The sequence below is a fragment of the Paenimyroides ceti genome (assembly GCF_030409925.1).
Map to the genome: position 1 here is coordinate 1,593,922 of NZ_JAUFQU010000001.1, position 23,489 is coordinate 1,617,410.

General features: G+C 34.8%; 22 protein-coding genes and 1 pseudogene. 3 read left to right on the plus strand and 20 right to left on the minus strand.

What is annotated here, in order from left to right; genetic code table 11:
* Positions 1 to 2 precede the first annotated feature (2 nt).
* On the minus strand, positions 3 to 1,079 hold the full coding sequence (locus QW060_RS07725; protein WP_290363067.1) for a DUF4297 domain-containing protein: 1,077 nt from the start codon (positions 1,077 to 1,079) through the stop codon (positions 3 to 5).
* A gap of 407 nt (positions 1,080 to 1,486) precedes the next feature.
* Here QW060_RS07725 and QW060_RS07730 point away from each other — a divergent pair.
* Positions 1,487 to 2,322: pseudogene (locus QW060_RS07730) on the plus strand (IS1595 family transposase); the annotation flags it as partial.
* Between the two features lie 89 nt (positions 2,323 to 2,411).
* Here the strand turns inward: QW060_RS07730 and QW060_RS07735 are convergent.
* From QW060_RS07735 to msrA, 12 genes are all read right to left on the minus strand, one after another.
* Positions 2,412 to 3,407 carry an OmpA family protein gene (locus tag QW060_RS07735; RefSeq protein ID WP_290363068.1) on the minus strand — a complete coding sequence of 332 codons (996 nt, stop codon included), beginning with the start codon at positions 3,405 to 3,407 and terminating at the stop codon, positions 2,412 to 2,414.
* 96 nt (positions 3,408 to 3,503) lie between these two features.
* Complete coding sequence (locus tag QW060_RS07740) at positions 3,504 to 3,947, minus strand: GNAT family N-acetyltransferase (protein ID WP_290363069.1); 444 nt, start codon at positions 3,945 to 3,947, stop codon at positions 3,504 to 3,506.
* Positions 3,947 to 6,619, minus strand: coding sequence for a DNA gyrase/topoisomerase IV subunit A (locus QW060_RS07745; protein ID WP_290363070.1), 2,673 nt, complete (start codon positions 6,617 to 6,619; stop codon positions 3,947 to 3,949). The genes QW060_RS07740 and QW060_RS07745 overlap by 1 nt, the downstream gene beginning before the upstream one ends.
* 9 nt (positions 6,620 to 6,628) lie before the next feature.
* Entirely contained in the window at positions 6,629 to 8,494 is a 1,866-nt protein-coding gene (locus tag QW060_RS07750) for a DNA topoisomerase IV subunit B (RefSeq protein ID WP_290363071.1), read from the minus strand.
* Between the two features lie 68 nt (positions 8,495 to 8,562).
* Positions 8,563 to 9,522, minus strand: a complete 960-nt coding sequence (locus QW060_RS07755; protein ID WP_290363072.1) for a YihY/virulence factor BrkB family protein — start codon at positions 9,520 to 9,522, stop codon at positions 8,563 to 8,565.
* Between the two features lie 68 nt (positions 9,523 to 9,590).
* Positions 9,591 to 10,136, minus strand: a complete 546-nt coding sequence (locus tag QW060_RS07760; protein WP_290363073.1) for a hypothetical protein — start codon at positions 10,134 to 10,136, stop codon at positions 9,591 to 9,593.
* Between the two features lie 32 nt (positions 10,137 to 10,168).
* Positions 10,169 to 11,281: a hypothetical protein gene (locus tag QW060_RS07765; protein WP_290363074.1), complete on the minus strand. Its 1,113-nt coding sequence runs from the start codon at positions 11,279 to 11,281 to the stop codon at positions 10,169 to 10,171.
* A gap of 75 nt (positions 11,282 to 11,356) precedes the next feature.
* A complete protein-coding gene (gene ychF, locus QW060_RS07770; RefSeq protein WP_290363075.1) occupies positions 11,357 to 12,451 on the minus strand; it encodes a redox-regulated ATPase YchF in 1,095 nt (364 codons plus the stop codon).
* A 54-nt stretch (positions 12,452 to 12,505) separates the two neighbouring features.
* Complete coding sequence (locus QW060_RS07775; RefSeq protein ID WP_290363076.1) at positions 12,506 to 13,201, minus strand: carboxylesterase family protein; 696 nt, start codon at positions 13,199 to 13,201, stop codon at positions 12,506 to 12,508.
* A 47-nt stretch (positions 13,202 to 13,248) separates the two neighbouring features.
* Complete coding sequence (gene ygiD, locus QW060_RS07780) at positions 13,249 to 14,073, minus strand: 4,5-DOPA-extradiol-dioxygenase (RefSeq protein WP_290363077.1); 825 nt, start codon at positions 14,071 to 14,073, stop codon at positions 13,249 to 13,251.
* A 154-nt stretch (positions 14,074 to 14,227) separates the two neighbouring features.
* Positions 14,228 to 14,527, minus strand: a complete 300-nt coding sequence (locus tag QW060_RS07785; RefSeq protein ID WP_290363078.1) for a hypothetical protein — start codon at positions 14,525 to 14,527, stop codon at positions 14,228 to 14,230.
* Positions 14,528 to 14,577: 50 nt separating this feature from the next.
* Positions 14,578 to 15,210: a peptide-methionine (S)-S-oxide reductase MsrA gene (msrA, locus tag QW060_RS07790; RefSeq protein ID WP_290363079.1), complete on the minus strand. Its 633-nt coding sequence runs from the start codon at positions 15,208 to 15,210 to the stop codon at positions 14,578 to 14,580.
* Between the two features lie 119 nt (positions 15,211 to 15,329).
* Between msrA and QW060_RS07795 the strand changes: the two genes are divergently transcribed.
* Positions 15,330 to 15,995, plus strand: a complete 666-nt coding sequence (locus QW060_RS07795) for an ABC transporter ATP-binding protein (RefSeq protein WP_290363080.1) — start codon at positions 15,330 to 15,332, stop codon at positions 15,993 to 15,995.
* Here QW060_RS07795 and QW060_RS07800 read toward each other — a convergent pair.
* Both QW060_RS07800 and QW060_RS07805 read right to left on the minus strand, forming a co-directional pair.
* Positions 15,990 to 16,589, minus strand: a complete 600-nt coding sequence (locus QW060_RS07800) for a trimeric intracellular cation channel family protein (protein ID WP_290364719.1) — start codon at positions 16,587 to 16,589, stop codon at positions 15,990 to 15,992. The genes QW060_RS07795 and QW060_RS07800 overlap by 6 nt on opposite strands.
* Before the next feature lie 3 nt (positions 16,590 to 16,592).
* Positions 16,593 to 17,330, minus strand: coding sequence for an RDD family protein (locus QW060_RS07805; protein WP_290363081.1), 738 nt, complete (start codon positions 17,328 to 17,330; stop codon positions 16,593 to 16,595).
* A gap of 205 nt (positions 17,331 to 17,535) precedes the next feature.
* Here QW060_RS07805 and QW060_RS07810 point away from each other — a divergent pair, with 205 nt between their 5' ends.
* Positions 17,536 to 17,895, plus strand: a complete 360-nt coding sequence (locus QW060_RS07810) for a DUF983 domain-containing protein (protein ID WP_290363082.1) — start codon at positions 17,536 to 17,538, stop codon at positions 17,893 to 17,895.
* Positions 17,896 to 17,900: 5 nt separating this feature from the next.
* Here the strand turns inward: QW060_RS07810 and QW060_RS07815 are convergent, their stop codons facing one another.
* The 5 genes from QW060_RS07815 to QW060_RS07835 form a co-directional block, all read right to left on the minus strand.
* Entirely contained in the window at positions 17,901 to 18,779 is an 879-nt protein-coding gene (locus tag QW060_RS07815; RefSeq protein WP_290363083.1) for an AraC family transcriptional regulator, read from the minus strand.
* 179 nt (positions 18,780 to 18,958) lie between these two features.
* On the minus strand, positions 18,959 to 19,897 hold the full coding sequence (locus QW060_RS07820; protein ID WP_290363084.1) for an NAD(P)H-dependent flavin oxidoreductase: 939 nt from the start codon (positions 19,895 to 19,897) through the stop codon (positions 18,959 to 18,961).
* 1 nt (position 19,898) lies between these two features.
* Positions 19,899 to 21,527, minus strand: a complete 1,629-nt coding sequence (locus tag QW060_RS07825; protein ID WP_290363085.1) for a S8 family serine peptidase — start codon at positions 21,525 to 21,527, stop codon at positions 19,899 to 19,901.
* A gap of 26 nt (positions 21,528 to 21,553) precedes the next feature.
* The gene (gene mnmA / locus QW060_RS07830; protein WP_290363086.1) at positions 21,554 to 22,756 is read right to left on the minus strand and encodes a tRNA 2-thiouridine(34) synthase MnmA; all 1,203 of its coding nucleotides are present in this window, start codon (positions 22,754 to 22,756) and stop codon (positions 21,554 to 21,556) included.
* Between the two features lie 47 nt (positions 22,757 to 22,803).
* Positions 22,804 to 23,466 carry a toxin-antitoxin system YwqK family antitoxin gene (locus QW060_RS07835; RefSeq protein ID WP_290363087.1) on the minus strand — a complete coding sequence of 221 codons (663 nt, stop codon included), beginning with the start codon at positions 23,464 to 23,466 and terminating at the stop codon, positions 22,804 to 22,806.
* Positions 23,467 to 23,489 lie beyond the last annotated feature (23 nt).

A 23,489-nucleotide genomic window follows, 5' to 3' on the forward strand; every position in this document is an offset into this window, starting at 1 on the left:
TACTATTCATTGTCATATATATATTCGCATATTATTGCTGCTTTCAAATGAAAATCATCTGTAAATGTACCCTTATATTTATCGTCTAAACTTTTAGATACATTGTCAATCAAATTTTTAAAACTTTCCTCACCAGTATTTAATTCTGCATTAATTAATTTAACAATATTCTGTGTGATTTCAAGCTGTAAAACACTTTTATTGCCTATTTTATCCATTCGATATCTCTTAAAATGATGACTTAATTTTTTTCGAGAAATTATAGTTAAATCAATCTCTTTTGCAATTTCTTCAAATTGACTTTGAATTTTACCTTCATCCTTAATATTAGTGAATCGATTGATTACAGTATTAATTGTGTTTGATGTTAAAGCTTTTTTATCAAGTAATTCTTCCCAATTTGAAAAATCGTAAGTGACTATTCCTTTAGTATTTATTTCATCATATAGTAACCTATATATATCGTTAGGTTTACAGTAAGATTCAGGAAACATCTTCTCTATTAAAGTAGATATAGATGCTATGACGTCATTTTGATAATTTTTGGCAGAAAGATTCGAAACAACGAATTGTAAATTTTTCGGTAAACTTACTTTATCGCCCAATTCATCTTTAATAGCGTCTTCTAATTTTTTTACTTGTGAATCTGATAAATCATCTAAAGTTATTTTTTCCAGTTCTAAACTTTTTTCTTTCAATTCCAATGTAAATGGAAAAATTGATATCAGATTTAAATGATTAATTTTAGAAGAGTATTTTTTTGAATTGGTACTATTAACCAATTTTGCTAATACCGAAGTTCCTTTAACTTTATTTTTCTTTCTGGTTAACTCGCTATGAGACATGTTTTTAGACGTTGTCTTTACTTGATTAAATTCAAATGTTGCTTTATCTGGTTCTAATGAATCAGATATTACGACATCTTCATGAAGTTCAACAAAAACAGCATATTCTTCTCTAGATTGATGTTCGCTCAAAACTTTAAATAAAGCCCAATGATACTGATAATCATATTTACCCTTAGTTTGTGAACCTGCTTTTTCACGTTGAGCTTCAAATAAAGGGTTAGTACTACTCATTACATTTAATTTTTGGTTATTAAGCTATAAATATACATTTATTTAATAAAATATATAAACAATAGTAATATAACTTTACAAAACTATCCCAAAGATTATCTAATATTTATTTTAAGTAAAATTACATTTACGAAAATTTCAAGGTATTTAACATATTTAAAAAAAAATTTAAAAAAGGCATATTACCCATTATTGGACACTTAACAAAAATAAAACCTTATTGAATTATTCATAATTTAAAACCTGTTCAGAATATCATTTTTGAACAGGTTTTGTTCATTTTAACATATCCAGATTGTTATATCCTTCCATCAAATTTTGAACAACTTGTTTAAACAAGATTGTTCAGCCTAAAGAATTAGTATTAATTTTAATAAAACAAGATGGAATCAGATGTAACAATCTTTAAATCATTAATTAATTTGATGGAAACCTTTCAAACAGAAAATGATTGCAGAGAGTTTTTAGAAAAATTACCTTGGAAAAATGAACCTATTTGTCCTCATTGTGGTAGTGTATCAGAAAGCCATTACAAATTACGTTCGAAAGGTCGATTCAAAGGACTTTATAAATGTAGAGATTGCCGAAATCGATTTACTGTAACCGTAGGAACAATGTTTGAAGGCTCACATATAAAATTAAAAAAATGGTTCTTGGCAATTTATATTTTTGCTTCTCACAAGAAAGGAATTAGTAGCGTACAATTAGCAAAAGACATTAATGTTACTCAAAAATCAGCCTGGTTTATGTTAAGTAGAATACGACATAATTTCCGTGATAAATCAGAAATTGTATTTGAAGGTACTACACAAGCTGACGAAACGTATGTTGGTGTAGTAAAAACAAAAATCGTAATAGAGGAAAAAGAATCAAAAATACACAAGGTCATAGCTTAAAAGCTAAAGTACCTGTATTTGGTTTAATTTCTAATGGATACGTTTATACAAAAGTAATTCCCAATACAAAAGGTAAGACTTTAAAAGGTCTTATTAATGAATTGGTAGCTAAACGTTCAATTATTGTAACCGATGGTTGGAGAGGTTATCGTGGACTTTCTAAAGACTACATACATAAAACAATTGAACATAATAAAAGGATTTATGTAAAGGATAAATACCATACCAATAGTATTGAAGGCTTTTGGAGCCAACTTAAACGAGGTATTATCGGAGTTTATCACGTAACCAGCCCAAAACATCTATCTAAATACTGTGATGAATTTGCATTTAGGTTCAATACAAGAAATAACTATAAAAACAAAAATCAGATAACTAAAAAAGTTATCTGATTTTACTTATGAAAACATTCATAAAAGGCTTTCTTGATCTTCTATTATTTCATTTTTATAAGCTCTACTCTGCGGTTTTTAGCTTTGTTACTTTCTGAATCATTTGCGACTAATGGTCGTTCCGCTCCAAAACCTTGTGCCGCTAAACGGGATTTATCAACACCTTGTGCTGCAATAGTATTCAATACCGCAACAGCCCGGTCATTTGACAATTTTTTGTTATGTGCCGCATCTCCGGTATTATCAGTATGTCCTTCAATGGTAATTTTTAAAGAAGGATTTTTCTTCAATGCTTGAGCAATTTCTGTAACAATTGATTTACCATCTTCTAAAATAGTGGCTTTGTCAACGTCGAAATTAATATAAAGAATTGATTTTCCTTTTTCTGTTAAATCTTTTGCAATCTCATCTGCAGTGACTTTAGTAATCGTTTGCTTCAATGCTTCTTCCTGAAGAATGTTGAGTTTTGCAGATGCATTATTGGAAGAAAACTGTATATAAATATTACCTTTATCTTTTGTACGGATTGCATAAAATTTAATCTGTTCTCCCGTATATCCGATATCTCCTTCATCTCCCTTATTCGGATCCTGTTTATTATAACGATCGTATTCTTCATTTGATATTTCACCATCAAAAACTTTTACAGCTCCTATAGAAGTCAAATAATCTTCCATACTTTTCTCAAAATAACGTTGCGAGAATTCCTCGCCCGGTTTTGAGGTTACATTAGTCTTGTAAAGTTTTCCTTCAAACGGAGTCATAACCCCATTGACCGGGAAAAAACAAACATCAAATTTTTTCTGCAATGGTTTGTTTTGTTCTTTCAATCCGTCAGGTAACGTAAAAAACGGAAAAACACCCGGATCCATATCCGTAACCGGAATATCCTGAATGTTAAACTCTTTTGATGCTTGGTCTGTTACCTCTGTTGTGGCACTCTCATCTTGTTTTACTTCAGAATTTTGGTTTTCCTTTGGTTCTTTATTACAAGAAAACATCATTGCTCCAACGGCAAATAAAAGGGATACTTTTTTCATGTTTAGTTTATTATATATACATCTTTTGATAAATTATCTGATATCTGATAAAACAGACTATTCATATATAGAGTCTTTTTAATAACAGCATCATGTCTATTTAGTCTGATCAGCTAATTCAAAATGCAGTAACGGATAATTTTTTCCCTCTGCATCTAAGTCGGAACGACCAACTTTTACAAACCCTATTTTTTCATAAAAGCCTGTTGCCTGTTTATTTTGTTCATTTACATCTACTTTTCGAACGTGTAATTCGTCTATTGCAAAACGTGCTAATTTTTTCCCATATCCTTTTCCTCTGTCCTGATCATCAATGAAAAGCATTTCCAATGAATTTTCTGCAACTCCTAAAAAACCCTTTGTAACATTTTCATCTTCAAGAACAAATAAAGCAACCTGAGGAAAATAAGCAACCGGTAATTGTTGCTTATAGTATTCAAAGTCATCGTTACTTAAAAAATCATGTGTTGCTTTTACAGCTGATTCCCATATTCTCATCAGCTCCGCATAATCCTCTTTATGTGCTTTTCTTATATTCATTATTCTAAATTAAATCCTATTTGACCATCTTCCTCAATCGTGAGATTAGCTGGTGCTGTATCTGTTAGTTCAGAAGATACTGTTTCTGTCTCTTCTTCTTCTTCGACTTCATACGGAAGTGATTCCAATAAATTAATAAGCTTAATTTTATCGGAAGTCAGCTGATTTCCAAGAGCCTTGATGCCTTTTACAGCAATAAATTCTTCAAAATTTACTTCTATATTTTCTTTTTGAACACCCTTGTTTTTTGCAAACATTATTTCTGCTACAGGTCTGTAGTCTGTAGAAACAATTTCAAGTTTGGAATACGGATGCTCTGTAATGAAAATCTCTTCTTTATTCTCATTTTCAACGAGAAAACGTTTTACAAAATATTTTGCTTTTTCACCGTCATAATAAATAACCGATATTGGCTTATCTCTAATCCATTTTTCCAACACAATCATATCTTCTTCAAAATGGGTTGTGAGCTCAGGAATAATGGTCTTGAGTTTTCCTGACTGATGAATGATAAGCAAACGATCTTCGGGCTTAAATTCCCCTAAAAGCTCGCCTCTCCCTTCTACATTAAGACGCATAACGGTGTCATCAAACCAGATTTTACGCGGACGCAATGTAGATATACCTTTTTCTTTGAGTTCAATTTTCTTGATCGGATATTTGGTCACTACATTTCCTTTTGAAACTCTTCCTTTTATGAGCAAATCTGCAAAGTCCAGATCAAATTTAAGTTTCTTAATGTTGGATAACTGCCGCAGTAATATGGTCACTACTTCTGCTTCACCGTTGGGATTGCAAGAAAAATAAAGAATCTGAGAACCGGGTTTTCCCTGTGTCAGGTCATATACTTTATCTCGTGTAACGCCAGAAACATTGAAGCGTTTTACATATGAACTCCCCGTTTTGCCATCCCGATAAATCATATTGTATATCGTACGCTTATCGTTTTTATCAAACACTGCAATGTGGAGTATGTCTTTACCGATGAATTTTTTCTCGTCTACTTTAGATACAATCATAGAACCATCGCGTAAGAATATGATAACATCATCAATATCCGAACAGTCTGCCACATACTCATCTTTCTTTAACGAGGTTCCCATAAAACCTTCTTCTCTATTTACGTAGAGTTTTGTATTTCTCAATACCACACGCGTTGCTTCGATCGTATCAAAACTGCGTATTTCTGTTTTCCGCTCTCTTCCTTTTCCGTATTTTTCTTTTAAACGACTGAAGTAATCAATGGTAAAAGGAATAATATGTTCTATATGATATTTAACCTGTTCGATTTCTTCTTCTAAAGCATCTATTTTATTCTGAGCTTTATCAATATCGAATTTAGAAATTCTTTTAATTTTTATTTCTGTAAGACGAATGATGTCTTCTTCTGTAACGGGTCTTCTAAGGTTTTTGATGTGGGGCTTTAATCCTTCATCAATTGTAGCCAAAACACCTTCCCATGTTTCTTCTTCCTCGATTCTGCGGTAAATTCTTTTTTCAATAAAAATACGTTCCAAAGACAGGTAATGCCACTGTTCTTCCAGTTCTCCCAACTGTATCTCAAGTTCACTTTTCAGTAATTGAACTGTACGATCAGTGGATACTTTAAGCATATTGGTCACCCCTGTAAACAATGGTTTGTTGTCTTCAATTACACATCCCAACGGAGCAATAGAGGTTTCACATGCCGTGAAAGCATACAAAGCATCAATGGTTTTATCGGGAGAAACGCCTGATGGTAAATGAATAAGAATTTCTACTTCAGCAGCTGTATTGTCTTCAATTTTTTTGATTTTCAGTTTACCTTTTTCATTTGCCTTTAATATACTGTCTATCAGAGAAGTAGTTGTAGTAGAGAAAGGTATCTCTTTTACCACAAGAGTATTTTTATCCAGTTGATTTATCCGGGCACGTACTCTCACTCTACCGCCACGCATTCCGTCATTATAATTGGAAACATCCGCAATACCGGCTGTTGCAAAATCAGGATAAATTGTAAAAGGTTTTCCTTTCAGATATTTTACAGAGGCATCAATAAGCTCATTAAAATTATGCGACAGTATTTTAGTAGATAAACCTACAGCAATACCTTCTCCTCCCTGAGCCAGCAAAAGTGGAAATTTTACAGGCAGATTGATTGGTTCATTTTTCCTACCATCATAAGATGCCTGCCATGGAGTAATTTTCGGCGAATATAAAACTTCAAGTGCAAATTTGCTCAATCGTGCTTCTATATATCGGGAAGCAGCTGCCTCATCTCCAGTAAAGATATTACCCCAGTTACCCTGCATGTCTATCAACAGGTCTTTTTGTCCGATCTGTACCATTGCATCACCGATACTCGCATCTCCGTGTGGATGATACTGCATTGTATGTCCTACAATGTTTGCTACTTTATTGTATCGGCCGTCATCAAGCTCTTTCATAGAATGCATAATACGTCTCTGAACCGGTTTAAAACCATCTTCAATAGCCGGTACCGCCCGCTCCAGAATTACATAGGAAGCATAGTCCAGAAACCATTCCTGGTACATTCCGGTCACCTTTTTTATCGTCTCATTGGAGTCGTCCTCTATCTGAGAAACGGGTAAACTATTTTTGGTTAGATGGTCTTCAGCATTGTCTTCTGAGTGATTCGGTAAGTTATCTTCGTTGATATCGTCTTGGCTCATAAAAATTAATTATACGCTGATTGTTTCTTCTATTTTATCTAACTCAACTCTCAAATTGTCAATAATAAACTCCTGACGATCAGGTGTATTTTTACCCATATAAAATTCCAGAAGATTTTCAATAGAATTTGCTTTGTCAAGCATTACAGGTTCTAAACGGATTGATTCTCCGATAAAATTCTGAAATTCATCCGGAGATATTTCTCCTAACCCTTTAAATCGTGTAATCTCTGGTTTTGGTTTGAGTTCATTAATGGCATCAATTCTTTCCTGATCAGAATAGCAATAGATGGTCTTCTTTTTATTGCGAACGCGGAATAAAGGCGTTTGAAGTATATACAAATGACCTTCTTTGATAAGTTCCGGAAAAAACTGCAGAAAAAAAGTAATCATCAGTAAGCGAATATGCATTCCGTCAACATCGGCATCTGTTGCCAGTACGATGTTATTATACCGCAGATTTTCATAATCTTCTTCAATATTCAATGCCGCCTGAAGCAGATTGAATTCTTCGTTTTCATACACAATTTTTTTAGTCATTCCGTACGTGTTCAACGGCTTTCCGCGTAAACTGAATACCGCCTGTGTATTGACGTCTCTTGACTTGGTAATAGATCCGGAGGCAGAATTACCCTCAGTAATAAACAGGGTACTTTCTAAATATCTCGGATTTTTAATATCCGTAAGATGCACGCGGCAATCTCTGAGTTTTTTGTTATGCAGACTGGCTTTTTTAGCCCGGTCTTTTGCCAGTTTTCTGATTCCGGAAAGTTCTTTTCTTTCGCGTTCTGCCTGAAGAATCTTCTTCAGCAAGGCATCAGCTATTTCCGGATTCTTATGCAAATAATTGTCAAGCTGTGTCTTTACAAAATCATTGATATATGTTCTCACAGTAGGCAAATCAGGCCCCATTTCGGTAGAACCTAATTTTGTCTTTGTCTGAGATTCAAAAACAGGTTCTTCCACTTTTATGGAGATAGCAGCAACTACTGATTTTCTGATATCAGATGCTTCAAAATTTTTATTGTAAAATTCTTTTATGGTACGGGCTATAGCCTCCTTAAAAGCGGCAAGATGTGTTCCTCCCTGTGTGGTATTCTGTCCGTTTACAAAAGAGTAATATTCTTCTGAATATTGAGTTTTACTGTGCGTAAGGGCAATTTCAATATCATCTCCGTTTAGGTGAATAATTGGGTAGATCATGTCTTCCTCATCTATATTCTCTTTCAGTAAATCTTTTAATCCCTCTTCCGAATAAAGCTTTTCTCCGTTAAAAATTATTGTAAGTCCTCTATTGAGGTAACAATAGTTTTTAAGCATTTTTTCAATATACTCTCTTCTGAATTTATAATTTTTAAAAATGGTTTCGTCTGCAATAAAGGTTACTTTAGTTCCTTTGCGTTTGGTACTTTCTGTTATCTGTTCTTCCAATACCAGATTTCCGGCAGAAAACTCTGCTGCCTTTTGCTGGTTTTCACGTACAGACTCCACTCTGAAATAACTGGATAATGCATTAACCGCTTTGGTACCTACTCCATTTAACCCTACTGATTTTTTAAAGGCTTTAGAATCGTATTTACCACCCGTATTCATTTTTGAAACCACTTCCACTACTTTTCCCAAAGGAATTCCACGTCCGTAATCCCTAACGCTTACTGTACGGTCTTTGATGGTAACTTCAATAGTCTTTCCGGCTCCCATCACAAACTCATCAATACAGTTGTCTAAAACTTCTTTGATAAGAATATAAATACCATCATCCGGAGAAGAACCATCACCCAATTTACCAATATACATACCGGGACGCATACGGATGTGCTCTTTCCAGTCGAGCGAGCGAATATTATCTTCGGTGTACTGATTTTGCTCTTGCATATTTTTTTCCAGATTTTGTGCTAATTTAGTGTTTTTTTCAGAGATTTAAAAGAGCCTATGTCTTTAACTCAGGTGTTTTCGCCATCGTTTTGCGATATTTTTTTTTCTACAGTAATTTCTTCATCCACTTCCGTAATCTGCTTATCAATCCATACAGAATATTTGTTTGGCTCGATAGATTTACCATACATCTGAGCATAAACTTTTGTAAATTCAGCTCCAAAATACAAGATAATAGCGGAGTAATACACCCATACTAAAATGACCAGAACCGAACCGGCTGCACCATACAAAGAAGTTGTTGACGAATTACCCAAATACAAACCAATCGCCCATTTACCTACCATAAACAATATAGCTGTAAATCCCGAACCGACAATAACATCTTTCCAACGGATTTTACCGTCCGGCAGTGTTTTAAAAATGGTAATAAACAAAATGGTAATCACGATAAATACAAATGCACTGTTGATGGCAGAAGCAAAATACACTGTTGTATCCTTGAATAAAGATGTAAGCTGAAAATACAGACTATCAATTAAAGAGTTTAAAATCAAACTGACAAGCAATACAAATCCCAACGAACCGATCATTGAGAAAGACAATAATCTATTTTTGAGAAAACGAATAAGCCCTTTTTTAGGCTTTGCTTTCAGTCCCCATATAAAATTGATAGAGCTCTGTATTTCTGCAAATACTCCTGATGCACCAAATAAAAGTGTAATAATTCCGATATAAGTCGCCAGAGTTGAGGCACCTGATAATTGTACATTTTTAATGGACTCCTGAATCTGTATGGCAGCAGCATCTCCAACCAATTGGTTGATCTGATCAAATAATTCTCCGCTGACGGCTTCTTCCCCAAAGAAATAGCCTGTAACGGAAATAATAAGGATACATAATGGCGGGATGGCAAAAATGGTGTAATACGAGAGCGCAGCACTGAACTTAACGCAATTGTCATCCATAAACTCCATAAAGGTATTTTTGAATAAATCAAAAACCTTTTTCAAATTAAACTTCTTCATGTTATTTTCTTTTTAAGCACTTTATTACTAAAATATAACTTTTTTTGAAGTTTAACAGCCCTTTGGAGCTATTTATTCAACAGTTCCCTCTTTATTTTCGCATAGGATGTGTTGGTATAGATCAACTGATAGATGATTTCTGAAATCAGTTGCTGCGGATTTTCTGAAGATAGGTATTTCAATGCAGAAGGATTTTTCTGGAGTTCATGTATCTGTTTCAACACTTTAGAAGTATCTGCTGCACTTCTTAGCACTGATTTTCCGTCATAAAGAGCTGAGTGTTTGTGGTCAAATGAAAATACATCAGGTGAAGGCTGACAGATAAAGTACAAAGGCTGTTCTTCATTATTCGGAAAAAAAGCTGTCCAGTCGGCATAACCAATCAACGCCTGCTGTTGTTTATATTCAATTGCATTCAATCTCCATCGGCATCCTGCAGCTCTCCCCCAGTGATTGGATACGCGATATACTCCCTTTTCTGTAAAATAGTATTCACTTCCTGTTTTACTTTTGTAATCAGCTTTTAGAGCTGGCAAATCATCTTTCTCTGCCTGCCTGAACACACAAAAAGTATTTCTGTAAAAGTTGTTTTTATGATATGTTTTTGCCTTCATCTAATTAGGAAATATATCTCATTACCTTTAATTTAAAATTTTAATCTTATATCCAATCCCGTAACATGCTCATAATTGAATGAACTTTGTCCCGAACGGATACTATAAACGGAAGGTTTATAAAAAACACCTATATGCAGTCTCTGTGTCCATTGATATGACAGTAGACCGGAAAATCCCAACGTTATATAATTTTCTGAAAATTGTTTTTTACCATCATCAGACATATATAGTTCGTATGGCAAATCATTAGGAATCCAATGTTCTTTCCATACTCTGTAATTATAAAAAACCCTGTCAAATGAGAGACCATATCCTATGTTGAAACGATTGATCCGATGACTGTGCATAACGGAGAGATTTACCTTGTCAACCATAAGATCATAGGAATATCTGTCTAAAAAATAAAAAGGATCAAAAACGTTTGAACGATGTGCTATTTCAAGCGTTATAAATTGCTTTTCTGCATAAAAATAATCTAAGGCTACTCCAAGACTCATTCCTCCCGCCTTATTTTTAAATCGGGAAAGATTCGGATTTTCAGATGATATCCCGATCATATAGAGAGAAGGCGTCAGAATATTGAAGTAAAAAGTCCCTTTTGCTGGATGAAATCTTTTAAAGCTCCAATCGTCATACGCGATCTGTTTTTGCTGTCTGTTTTGAGTTTTCTGTATCTCCCTTTTATATATTGTTTCCACTACAGAATCATTGGTAATTGCATGTCTGGCAATATACTCTTCTGCATTGCGGGTGGTTTGATCTGTTTCTTCGTCAAACTTATCTAAAAAGATATGTTTTTTATAACTGAATCTTTTTTTATTTGTCAGATCAATAAGGTATCCGGCTCCAAATGCCGGTATTGTCAGCAGATTTCCAAAAGTAAATACCGGATTTATCTGTGAAGCTATTGTATATGTTTCTTTATACTCCTCCGTAGCCAATGTAAGGTGCAGATCTTTCTTATCTCTCTTCACTTCAATGGTGGCCGGAAGCTGATGTATAACACTGTCATTGGTGATTAACCTACCTTCTTTAACATTAGAATAGACATGTACTTTTTGTGTCTTTTTACTCCATATAGTAGCACAGCTGACGGTACTTAAAGCCAAAAAGATAAGCGCAGTAGTTTTGTATGCGTTCATAGTAATGTTGTTTTGGCTAATATAAATAAAAAAGCATATAAAAAATAAAAGCTGATGTAATATCAGCTTTTATTATTAAACGTTGAAACGGAAATGCATGACATCTCCATCTTTTACAACATATTCTTTTCCTTCTACTCTTAGTTTCCCGGCTTCTTTTACTTTGGCTTCTGAACCAAAAGCGACATAATCATCGTAAGCGATTACTTCAGCACGAATAAATCCTTTTTCAAAATCAGAATGGATTACACCCGCTGCTTTCGGAGCTGTATCACCAACTTTAATAGTCCAGGCTCTTACTTCTTTTACTCCTGCTGTAAAATAGGTCTGAAGGTTCAGTAATTTATATGCTGAACGGATCAATTTAGAAACTCCGGGTTCTGATAAGCCCAAATCTTCTAAAAACATCTGACGCTCTTCATAGGTTTCCAGTTCGGTAATATCCGCTTCTGTACCTACTGCCAATACAATTACTTCTGCGTTTTCATCTTTTACAAGCTCTTTTACCTTTTCTACATAATCGTTACCGTTTACCGCAGCGTTTTCATCTACATTACATACATACAATACCGGTTTTGCCGTAATGAGCTGAAAAGCTTCCAACAATACTTCTTCATCGTTATTTTGTGGTTCAATCACACGGGCAGATTTCCCTTCTAATAAAACGGCACGTATTCTTTCCAATAAAGCTGTTTCTACCTGAGCTTCTTTATTTCCTGTCTTTGCCGCTTTTTTTGCTTTTTCCAAACGTTTTTCAACGGTTTCAAGATCTTTTAGCTGCAATTCAATATCAATGGTTTCTTTATCTCTGATCGGATTTACTTTTCCATCAACATGAACAATATTATCATTGTCAAAACAACGTAAAACATGGATTATGGCATTACATTCTCTGATGTTTCCCAAAAACTGATTTCCTAATCCTTCTCCTTTACTCGCTCCTTTTACAAGACCGGCAATATCAACAATATCAACGGTGGCCGGCAATACACGCTCCGGATTTACCAGTTCTTCTAATTTTTCTAAACGTTGATCAGGTACATTTACCACTCCGATATTAGGCTCAATGGTACAAAATGGAAAATTGGCACTTTGCGCTTTTGCATTAGACAAACAATTAAACAATGTTGATTTTCCAACATTTGGTAATCCTACTATTCCGGCTTTCATATTATTTGAATTATTCTTGAATAATTATTTTTAAGTTCGCAAATATACTGATTTTTATGATTGTGTCTGTATTGATTTCTTATGTTTGAACATCCAATCATAAATATCTTTTTTTCTGAATAGATTTTCAATCGTTCCGTGATTTTCACCTTTGAGTATATGAAAATCTACCGGAGCATCTTTATTGCATTTTTTAATAGCATTTACTATTTTTCTGGACTCTGAAACAGGAACTATAAAATCTTTATCACCGTGATATACGGCAATGGGTATGGTGGAAAGATTACAGGCGTCTTTAATTTCACCTCCTCCACAAATGGATACGGCTGCTGCAATTTTATCGGGATATTGACCTAAAAAACTCATGGTTCCGTAAGATCCGAGACTCATACCTGCTACATAGATTCTTGTGGGATCAACCTCATAATGCGCCATTACATATTCCAGAACTTCATTTACTTTTTCAGGAATCCATGGTCCGGAAGGAAGCTGAGGAGCTACAACAATAGCAGGTATTTCCAATCCTTTTTCTATAGCTTTTAGCACACCATAGCGTTTAACTCTGTTGAGGTCTTTGCCCGAAAGGCTTTTGCCATGTAAAAAAATCAGTACCGGAGGTTTATTTTCTAATATTTCCTGTTTCGGAAACTGTATCCAAAAATTATAAGCGGTTTCTCCTTCTACTGCTGTGGGTTGTGCCTGAACACAAAATGACGAGAGAAACAAAATAGCCAATACTATCTTTTTCATTTTTTGTTTTTAATGGTAAAGATAGTATTTTATAGATAAGCATAAAATTATCCGATACGGAACGAGGTCATGCTCAGAGATCCGCCTACATAATCATCGTTAAATATATTTACCTCTTCTTTATCTGACTGTAAGGCCAGTGCATATAGCATCGGGTAGTAATGATCGGGAGTCGGTATGGCAAGCGTTGCAGCTTTACTGAGGTTTTCATAATCAATCAATGCTTTATGGTCTCTCGCCTGTATTTTATTTTTAAAAATCTGATTGAGTTCCATTGCCCAGTCAAACCCAAAACCTGAACCGCTCATGTTTTTCCAGTCCAACATTCTGAGATTATGAATCATATTACCGCTTCCGATAATCATTACCCCCCGTTTACGCAATTCATACAGCTGTTTTGCCAGATTGTAATGATAGCTTGCGGGTTTGTAATAATCAATACTCAATTGTAATACCGGTATATTGGCTTCCGGAAACATATGTCTTACGACAGTCCAGGTTCCATGATCGAGCCCCCAGTCATGATCCAATCCCACATGGGTTGAGGTAATCAGCTTGGCGGTCTCTTCTGCAAGGAAAGGAGATCCGGGAGCAGGATATTGCACCTCAAACAAAGCCTGTGGAAACCCACCGAAATCATGTATGGTTTTCGGTTCCTGCATTGCTGTAACCCTTGTTCCTGTAGTAAGCCAGTGGGCAGAAATTACCAATACAGCACTCGGCATTTCTATCTTTTTAGCGATTTCTTTCCATTGATTTGAAAAAATATTGTCTTCAATTCCGTTCATAGGAGATCCGTGACCAATAAAGAATACTGGCAGCAGTTTTTCACGTACTTTGAAAGAAGTTATATAGTTATTAAAATCGTTCATGATCTTTTAATTTATATTCAAAGTTCTGAAGATTAAAATCAAAAACACTTAATTTAAATTAATAAAAAAATTGTTTTACATAAAACGGTGTATAAAAAAATCCTCAGAATACTGCATATAATTCTGAGGATGGTTATTAAATATTTTGTCCGGTTTATGACTGCTTTTTAATGCAGTAGGTATACATCCAGGTTAAGGTAAACGTAGGAATGAAATCCATACCCGGAAGTAATTCTTCTACAAATGCAAAAATACCTCCGACAGTACCGATGGTTCCTTTATACATACTTTTGAGTAACAGACCGGCAACCGGTGCCCATATCAAATCTGAAAACTCTCCTAAAAATGGTATCAGATATGATAAATAACCAATCGCATCAAACAAAATTCCCATTACAAGTAAGGTGGTTTTATTGGTACGGGTTACTTTCTGATTCAAAACGAGTTCTGCCATTTATTTTATTTTAAAATTAACACGCTAATGGATATCAATTCTAATGCCATTTATTTTATTTTGTCCGAAAATGTTTTCATAAACTTCTGAACCTTAGGACTTATAACAGCAGCACAGTACGGTTGGTTCGGATTATTTTTAAAATAGTCGTGATGATAGTTTTCTGCCACCCAAAACTTAGTTGCAGCAGATATTTTAGTGACTATAGGTTTTCCAAATACATGCTCATCGTTGAGCTGCTTTATTGCTTTTTCAGCGGATGCTTTTTGCTTTTCATCCAGATAGAATATTTCACTTCGGTACTGTGTACCCACATCAGCCCCCTGTCTGTTAAGAGTAGTTGGATCATGCGTTGCAAAATATACTTCGAGAAGATCATCATAAGACAATAATCTGTTGTCAAACTCTATTCTTAATGCTTCTGCATGATGGGTTGTTCCTGTACAAACCTGTTCATAAGTAGGATTGTCTACATCACCACCAATATAACCTGGTTCTACTTTTACAACACCTCTGAGTTGTTGAAAAATGGCTTCTGTACACCAAAAACAACCATTTGCTAAAATAGCCACTTCGTTTGCTTGTTGCTCCATTGTTTTGACTGCTTCTTTTTTACTGTTAAGGGAATCATTTTTGCAAAAATGGACTAACGGAATCAATATTATTATCAGTATATTTTTCATTCCTTCCTTTTTTTATATATCAAATATAACGATAAAACACCGCTGAGTATAAAATATTAACGAAACTTTATTTCTTGAATTTTCTCTAAAAAGGTGTTACTTTGTAAAAAATACAGAAAATGATTATTGCGACCAACATTCATAAATATTACGATGCTTTACACGTTTTAAAAGGTGTTGATTTATCCATTAATTCAGGGGAGATTGTTTCGATTGTAGGAGCTTCAGGTGCAGGAAAAACAACCTTATTACAGATATTGGGTACTCTTGATCACCCACACCGGGAGAATACAACTTCTTTGTTTATCAATGGAACTGATGTTTTAAAATTAAACGATAAAGAGCTTTCAAGATTTAGGAATACGCATTTGGGTTTTATCTTTCAGTTCCATCAATTATTACCTGAGTTCAATGCACTGGAAAATGTTTGTTTACCAGCTTATATTGCCGGAAAAGATCGAAAAGAAACAGAGACAGAAGCAAAAAAACTTCTTGACTATCTTGGTTTGTCACATCGTGTAAATCATTTTCCGTCTGAACTTTCAGGAGGCGAGCAACAGCGTGTTGCCGTTGCAAGAGCTTTGATCAACAAACCCGCTGTAATTTTTGCAGATGAACCTTCAGGAAATCTAGATACAGCATCAGCAGAGAATCTGCATCAGCTGTTTTTTCAATTAAGAGATGAATTTGGTCAGACATTTGTCATTGTTACGCATAATGAAGATCTGGCAGATATGGCTGACCGGAAAATAGTTATGGCTGACGGTCAAATTAATCCATCATAAAGTAATGGTCGGTAACGACCATTTTTTTATGACTGCCAGTAAACGTATTGTGATAATACTACCGGCTGTAGATAAAAAGATGAGATCGTCATTCAGATTTAGGTATTTTAGTAAAAAGAAAATAAAACCTCCAAAAATACAGGCTGTAGCATATATTTCTTTTTGGAAGATAACAGGTATTTCATTGCATAATATATCCCTCAGTACACCTCCGAAACAGGCTGAAATGGTACCAAGAGAAATACAGATTAACGGATCCAGATCTGCTGCAACCCCTTTTTCCAATCCAACAAGTGTAAATAATCCCAACCCTATCGTATCAAAAAGAAAGATAGACGTACGCAGAATACTCAATCGCTTTCTGAAAATAATGGCCAGAACCGTGCTTACCAAAACAATATAAAAATACGATAAATCTTGCATCCAGAGTACAGGAGTATTGCCAATCATCACATCTCTGAGCGTTCCTCCCCCAATTGCCGTAACAAAAGAAATGGTAAGAATACCGAATAAGTCAAGCCTTTTCTGAATAGCCGCCAACGTTCCGGAAACGGCAAAAGCAACGGTACCTAAAATATCTAATATCGAAAAAATCATTTATTCAATTCTACTGGTTAAATAATTATAGTCTTTGAGCAATACAGCAATGAATTCTGTAGGGGTATTGTAGGGGTTGGTTATTTTCAGAATGGTTTCTACTTTTTGTACCAGTTGTACCATCAATCCCCTATCATTAGATTCCAATGATTTGTTGTAGGTTTCCCGAATGATTCGTATGTCATTGTCTGAAAACCGCAATACATTGGTAAAAACAGGTTCATACGACCTGTGTGTTTCCTGTAAAAAGGTATGGCTTATACGGTATCGGTTTCTCAATGAAATTACGGCAGTACCCGCGACGATATCTCCCAGACGCTGATTTTTATCGTTGAAAATAATGACAAGAATAGCAATTAAACCCAAAAACAACAGTAATTCTACAATCCTCAAAATCCATCGCATCAAAAAATCACCGAAGGAAGCCTGATAACCGTCTATTTTGATCACCTTTATTTTCAAAATTGCTTTTCCAATGGTCTGACCGTTGAACAGGGATTCTAATACAAGACTATAAAAAATAACCGGAGCATAAACGACAAAAGAGATTACCATCTGTTCCATTCCGTCAAAAGCAAAAGGTGAAAATCTAAAAAATTCCAGAATATAGGTAATGGAAAATACATAAATAAGCTTAATGATAAGATCAATTAAAGATGCCGCCATACGCTCTCCCAAAGAAGCCATTACAAATTCAATACTTACGTTCTGTGAGGTATTTATAGAGAGTTCATTCATAAAATAGTTAAATAGTCATTTAATTCTGATTTATATACAGAACAAAATAAAGCAAAAATAGGTATCTTTAAGTGAAAAGAGGAATAAATAACACTTCAAAACAGGATATAAGCCCAAAATGTCCGAAAAGAACAAATAATAGGGTTAAATATTTTATACGTTTGAAGATTTATGAAATATCTTTGTATCATAAAAACTAAGCAATATGTCATACGTATCTAATGTCGTTAAAGGAACCTGTCCTAATTGTAATAAAACAAAGGTATTTGCTTCTAATGGTAATCCATTGTTATTTAAAATGCCTAAGATGAAAATGAAATGTGACAATTGCGGCTATTCATTCCACAGAGAGACCGGTTTTTATTTTGGAGCTATGTATATGAGCTATGCTTTAACCGTTGCCGAGATGGTAGCCGTATTCGTTTTAGGACTGTTGTTTGGCTGGTCATTTATGACCATGTTTATATTAGTTGTCATCACTATTTTATTGCTTTCAACCTTTAATTATAAAATATCAAGGCTTATGTGGTTGAATTTATTTTATGATAAAGATGAGCAAGAATAATCTGATTATTTTTTATAGCGTTTGATGAATTCGGTCGGAGTCTCTCCTGTGTATTTTTTAAACAGTTTGTTAAAATAGGAATAATCAGTATAGCCCAGATCCTGAGCAATCTGATTGAATGTTTTATTGGTGTAAATCAAGTTTCTTTTAGCTTCAAGAATATTACGTTCAATAATGATGTTTGTTGTGGTTTTATCCGTAATGGATTTTACAATACGGTTTAAATGTTTTTGAGTGATGTTGAGTTTTTCAGCATATTCACTGGCGGATTTGATTTCTTTGTAATACTTGTCAACCAAATGTTCAAAGGTGTTGAACTGGTTTTGATAATGCCTCAGGCTATTATGATCTATCAGGCTATTGCTTTCTATCTGCCGGTTGAGTAAAATATAGATTTGAGTGAGATAACTCAATATCAACTGAGTTTTTTTCCAGTTGTTCTGCAGATATTCATTATAAATGTTTTCTATATCATGCATGAGCTTTGAAGTAAACATCTGATCCAGATAAAAACATTTATTAGAAGCATTTGATTTAAAGAACGGATATTCATACAAAGTGTTATTTACATATCCCATTTCGTAAAATTCTTTAGTATGAAAAAACAGATAACCTTCAATGTCATCCGAAAGATGCCAACCATGGGTCTGACCCGGATATAAAAAGAAGATGGCACCCGGCTTGACTTCATAAGTGGTAAAATCTATTTCATGTGTTCCGGATCCTTTTGTAAATAAAAAAACGGCATAGAAGTTATGTTTGTGCGGCTTTTCAATTCTTTGATGATTATTGATGAGATGATTTTGAATGGTATTCACATAAAAATTAGAACTGTTCTTATGCTGATTCATATCATCTATTTTCAATAATTGGATTTCTTTCATGAAACTTTAAATAAAGTTAAACATTTGTTATATTAGATTTTATTAACACTTAACAACGTTGATAATCAGTAATTTTGAATAACAAATTTATTAAGCAATTAATTAAATTTTGTATTTCATAGTTATTTTTTTTTGGAAGGTATTGCTACTTATAAAAAATTAGCAATACCTTTTTTCTTTTAATAACTGATTGGTGTAGCTATTGATTCCTTAAATTCCTTTATGATATCATCAACTACTTCGTGTACTGATTTTATTTCTGTGAGTAATCCTGCTATTTGTCCTATTTCAAGTTCACCTTCTATAAGATCACCTTCAAACATCCCCTTTTTTGCACGTGCTCTACCTAAGACTGCTTTTAGATCTTCCACCGTTGCTCCTTTTGCATAGGCTTCCTGAATATCGTTATAAAACTTATTTTTTATCAGACGAACTGGCGCCAGCTCTTTTAAGGTTAGGTGAGTATCTCCTTCTCCCAATTCGGCAAGCATTTGTTTAAAGTTGTTGTGGGATGAACTTTCTGTAGTCATGGCAAAGCGGGTTCCCATTTGTACTGCATCTGCTCCTAAAATCATTGCTGCATGCATTCCTCTTCCTGTGGCAATGCCTCCTGCTGCTATTAAAGGAATACTGATTTGCTGTTTTACCATCGGAATTAATGTCAGGGTTGTTGATTCTTCCCTACCGTTATGTCCTCCGGCTTCAAATCCTTCTGCTACTACAGCATCAACACCTGCTTCCTGGGCTTTAAGAGCAAATTTTGTAGAACTTACTACATGTACTACTGTAATGCCTTTTTCTTTAAGATAAGACGTCCATGTTTTAGGATTGCCAGCAGAAGTAAATACAATTTTTACCCCTTCATCGATGATGATTTGCATGATTTCTTCTACATTGGGGTATAACATCGGCACATTTACTCCAAAAGGCTTGTCCGTTGCTTTTTTGCATTTCTGAATGTGCTCTCTTAATACATCCGGATACATAGAGCCGGCACCTATGAGTCCTAAACCTCCGGCATTACTTACTGCTGATGCCAGTTTGTAGCCGCTGTTCCATATCATTCCTCCTTGTATAACAGGATATTTTATATTAAATAATCGGGTTATTCTGTTCATTTTATTGTTTAATTAATTTTCCTTGTTGTATTGCAGTCGCGTTCTTCAAAACATACCAATAAATTCCTTTCTCTAAAAAAGACAAATTCAGAGCGGTATCGGGTATCCATTGAGTATTTTCATATACTTTTTGTCCCTGCAAATTATACATTTCAAATATAGTATTTCCTACTTCTTTTTCACAGGAAAAAAATAATGCTTCTGAAAAAGGATTCGGATACAGGCAGAAGACACTTTCTTTTTGTTTCTTAACACTCAATACCTGATGATAAGCCTGCATAAAATCAGGTATTCCATAGCCATAATAATTATCCGGATTTGCATATCTATCAGCAGAAGCTTTTACAATATTAATGATTTCCTCGTTGGTCATTTCAGGAAAAGCACTCCATAATGAGGCTATGGCTCCGGAAACAATAGGTGCTGAAAAAGAAGTTCCGTTACCCGGACTTATTGTTCCGGTTTGATTCGCAACTATAGTAGCAGTTCCCATTGCCATAAGATCCGGCTTTATTCGACCGTCAGATGTTGGCCCAATAGAGCTGAATGAACTTCTCTGTTCGGTATTGTCAACAGATCCGATGGCTAATGCTGTTGTTGCATCTGAAGGAACGCCTATTGTCGGATTTGCTGTATTTCCAGAATTTCCGGCTGAAACGACACAAATCATTCCTTTAGAGAATGCTATGTCTGCAGCCACGGATGAAAAAGAAGTTCCGTTGATTTGATTATTATTATAAGAATAAGAGGGATTATCATACGAAAAATAGCCCAAAGAAGTATTCACAATATCAACTCCAAGACTATCTGCCTTTTCCAAAGCTTCGACCCAGTAACTCTCCTCTACGGGATTTTCAGACTCAATATCTTCTGTAATGAATAAATAAAACAGAGCATTCGGAGCCGTACCTATGAGCTGGTTTTCTGCCATACCTGCAATTGCAGAAAGTACCATGGTGCCATGATTATGTGAGGTATATACGTTTTCTGTTCTGTGTACAAAATCATAAGTACCCGCAATTAAATTTTGGTTTTGTATATATTGAAAAGGTGCAGTAGTATTTACCCCCAGAAAACCGGAATCCATAATCGCTATAACTTTATTTTCTCCTGTAAAATTATTGGAATGTAGAAAAGGTACGTTTAGCATTTCAGACTGTAGAAATGAATTGCCGTAATTATAATTTATCTGTGGCTGTTGCAGGTTTTTTCCTTTCTTTTTTTCATTTTTTATAGTTGAAAGTACAGCGGTATTTTGCTGATTATTCCAACTATGGTTGGCATAAACAATTGTCGAAACAAATGAAAAATTTCCAAGCTGCTGTATGTTTTCAAGTGTTCCCCTTATATGAACTGCATTGTGCCATTTAGACGTTGCTTTTACCTCAATTCCGGAAGCCGCTTGTATCTGTGAAAGATAAGCCGCATCTACAGGAACATCTTTTATATCGTAAGAAATGTTTTGCTGAACTCTTCTTTGTATGGCTCTCGGAGACAACATCTGATCCGGATTTTGAAGATAAAATGAACTTTGGGGTTTATCTAAAAAATATACCCAGGCATCTTCCAGATCCTGGGCATAGGTTATATTAGATAGTAATAATATGATGGCTAAGCAGTATCGTTTCATATTTTCAAAAATTAGAAAGCACTAATCTATGAAATTACTCCCGAACCAACTAATTCTTCTCCTAAATGCCATGATACAAATTGTCCTTCTGTAATGGCGGACTGCGGTTCTTCAAAAGCAACATACATACCGCTTTCAAATTTATGCAAAACTGCGTTTTGTAAAGGTTGGCGGTAACGTATTCTGGCTTTGACTTCCAGAGTATCTCCGTCTTTCAATGCCATATCTTCTCTTATCCAATGAATTTCATGCGGCTTTACATGCAAAGCTTTTTTAAACAATCCGGGATGTTCACTTCCCTGTCCTGTGTAAATAGCATTGGTTTCTACATCAGTTGCTATGATAAACAACGGTTCTACAGTTCCACCTACATTAAGTCCTTTTCGCTGTCCGATAGTGTAATAATGAGCGCCATTGTGTTCAGCTACTTTTTTTGCATCATCAGATGTATATTTTACAGATGCTGAAGCAGCGATAAGTTCCGCTTCTTTTGTCGGATACGTTACAGGTTCATTATGGTATAAAGCACTTTCTTTTGAAACTTCATAAATAATTCCCTTTTTAGGTTTGAGCTGTTGTTGTAAAAACTCAGGCAAACGCACTTTTCCGATAAAACATAACCCTTGTGAGTCTTTTTTATCCGCTGTGATCAAATCATTGGCAGCAGCAATTTCACGAACTTCAGGTTTGGTCAGATGACCGATCGGAAATAAAGCCTTTGCAAGTTGCTCCTGAGACAACTGACACAGAAAGTATGATTGATCTTTATTATTGTCAACACCCGCCAAAAGTCTGTGTATTTCTTTTGTTTCTCCGTTTTCTGTAACCTGTATTACTTCCTTACGGCAATAATGTCCTGTTGCCACATAATCTGCCCCAAGCTCTACAGCAATTTTCATAAAGACATCAAATTTGATCTCTCTGTTACACAATACATCCGGATTTGGCGTACGTCCGTTTTCATATTCGTTGAACATATAGTCAACAATACGTTCTTTGTATTGTTCACTTAAGTCAACTGTTTGAAAAGGTATTCCTAATTTATCAGCAACCATTAAGGCATCATTGCTATCTTCAAGCCATGGACATTCATTTGAAATAGTGACCGAATCATCGTGCCAGTTTTTCATAAAAAGTCCAATAACTTCATATCCTTGTTCTTTAAGAAGGTAGGCAGCTACACTTGAATCTACCCCTCCGGAAAGACCTACTACTACTCTTTTTTTCATTTCATTTTAATCTGAAATGCAAAGTTACGATTTTATAAATCAGAAATTTATTTTTTTACAGAAGCTTTAACAGCTTGTTTTTTTGCCCAAGGACCAATTTTTTTACCATTGTCATACTCACCTTCAGAAACCACTTTTCCACTACCGTCTCTGTAAATTGCTTTACCATGCTGTGCACCGTTTACATAGAATTCTTCACGGAGTTTTACACCATTTTCAGCATATTGGTATGAATATCCGTTTTGAATACCGTTTTGATAATTGATTTCTTCTGACATTTTACCGTCGGGATAAAATACTTTTTTCAAACCATGAAGTTCTCCATTTACATAGTATTCTTCGCTCATTATGTTTTTACCTCCCTGATGATAGGTAATCCACTTTCCATCTTTCTTTTTGTTGAGAAAATTCCCTTCCGTCATCTTTTTTCCCTTACCATCGTAAAAAACTGTATAAGCATTTCCGTTGCCCTGCGAAAAATTTCTTGTTGCAATAATTACCTTTCCGGGTTCATCTGCATAAAATATAAACTCTCCCTGTTCTACTCCATTGGAAAAAGTTCCTTCATACTTCAGGTTATTGGTTCCTTCATAATATCCTGTCCATTTTCCTTCTCTCTGTCCCTGAGCATTTTTGCGGTTTTCCTGAGCCGATGCGGTTACTGAGATAAAGAAAGCCATTACCAAAATTGAATTGATGATTTTTTTCATGCTGTTCTCTGTTATAAATGTTG

Coding starts and splice junctions, on each gene's coding strand:
- ychF (WP_290363075.1), bottom strand. CDS start 12,451: ATGAAAGCCGGAATAGTAGGATTACCAAATGTTGGAAAATCAACATTG.
- QW060_RS07785 (WP_290363078.1), bottom strand. CDS start 14,527: ATGGCAGAACTCGTTTTGAATCAGAAAGTAACCCGTACCAATAAAACC.
- QW060_RS07835 (WP_290363087.1), bottom strand. CDS start 23,466: ATGAAAAAAATCATCAATTCAATTTTGGTAATGGCTTTCTTTATCTCA.
- QW060_RS07740 (WP_290363069.1), bottom strand. CDS start 3,947: ATGAATATAAGAAAAGCACATAAAGAGGATTATGCGGAGCTGATGAGA.
- QW060_RS07815 (WP_290363083.1), bottom strand. CDS start 18,779: ATGAAAGAAATCCAATTATTGAAAATAGATGATATGAATCAGCATAAG.
- QW060_RS07760 (WP_290363073.1), bottom strand. CDS start 10,136: ATGAAGGCAAAAACATATCATAAAAACAACTTTTACAGAAATACTTTT.
- QW060_RS07820 (WP_290363084.1), bottom strand. CDS start 19,897: ATGAACAGAATAACCCGATTATTTAATATAAAATATCCTGTTATACAA.
- QW060_RS07725 (WP_290363067.1), bottom strand. CDS start 1,079: ATGAGTAGTACTAACCCTTTATTTGAAGCTCAACGTGAAAAAGCAGGT.
- QW060_RS07795 (WP_290363080.1), top strand. CDS start 15,330: ATGATTATTGCGACCAACATTCATAAATATTACGATGCTTTACACGTT.
- QW060_RS07765 (WP_290363074.1), bottom strand. CDS start 11,281: ATGAACGCATACAAAACTACTGCGCTTATCTTTTTGGCTTTAAGTACC.
- QW060_RS07805 (WP_290363081.1), bottom strand. CDS start 17,330: ATGAATGAACTCTCTATAAATACCTCACAGAACGTAAGTATTGAATTT.
- mnmA (WP_290363086.1), bottom strand. CDS start 22,756: ATGAAAAAAAGAGTAGTAGTAGGTCTTTCCGGAGGGGTAGATTCAAGT.
- QW060_RS07735 (WP_290363068.1), bottom strand. CDS start 3,407: ATGAAAAAAGTATCCCTTTTATTTGCCGTTGGAGCAATGATGTTTTCT.
- QW060_RS07810 (WP_290363082.1), top strand. CDS start 17,536: ATGTCATACGTATCTAATGTCGTTAAAGGAACCTGTCCTAATTGTAAT.
- ygiD (WP_290363077.1), bottom strand. CDS start 14,073: ATGAACGATTTTAATAACTATATAACTTCTTTCAAAGTACGTGAAAAA.
- QW060_RS07775 (WP_290363076.1), bottom strand. CDS start 13,201: ATGAAAAAGATAGTATTGGCTATTTTGTTTCTCTCGTCATTTTGTGTT.
- msrA (WP_290363079.1), bottom strand. CDS start 15,210: ATGAAAAATATACTGATAATAATATTGATTCCGTTAGTCCATTTTTGC.
- QW060_RS07755 (WP_290363072.1), bottom strand. CDS start 9,522: ATGAAGAAGTTTAATTTGAAAAAGGTTTTTGATTTATTCAAAAATACC.
- QW060_RS07750 (WP_290363071.1), bottom strand. CDS start 8,494: ATGCAAGAGCAAAATCAGTACACCGAAGATAATATTCGCTCGCTCGAC.
- QW060_RS07745 (WP_290363070.1), bottom strand. CDS start 6,619: ATGAGCCAAGACGATATCAACGAAGATAACTTACCGAATCACTCAGAA.
- QW060_RS07825 (WP_290363085.1), bottom strand. CDS start 21,527: ATGAAACGATACTGCTTAGCCATCATATTATTACTATCTAATATAACC.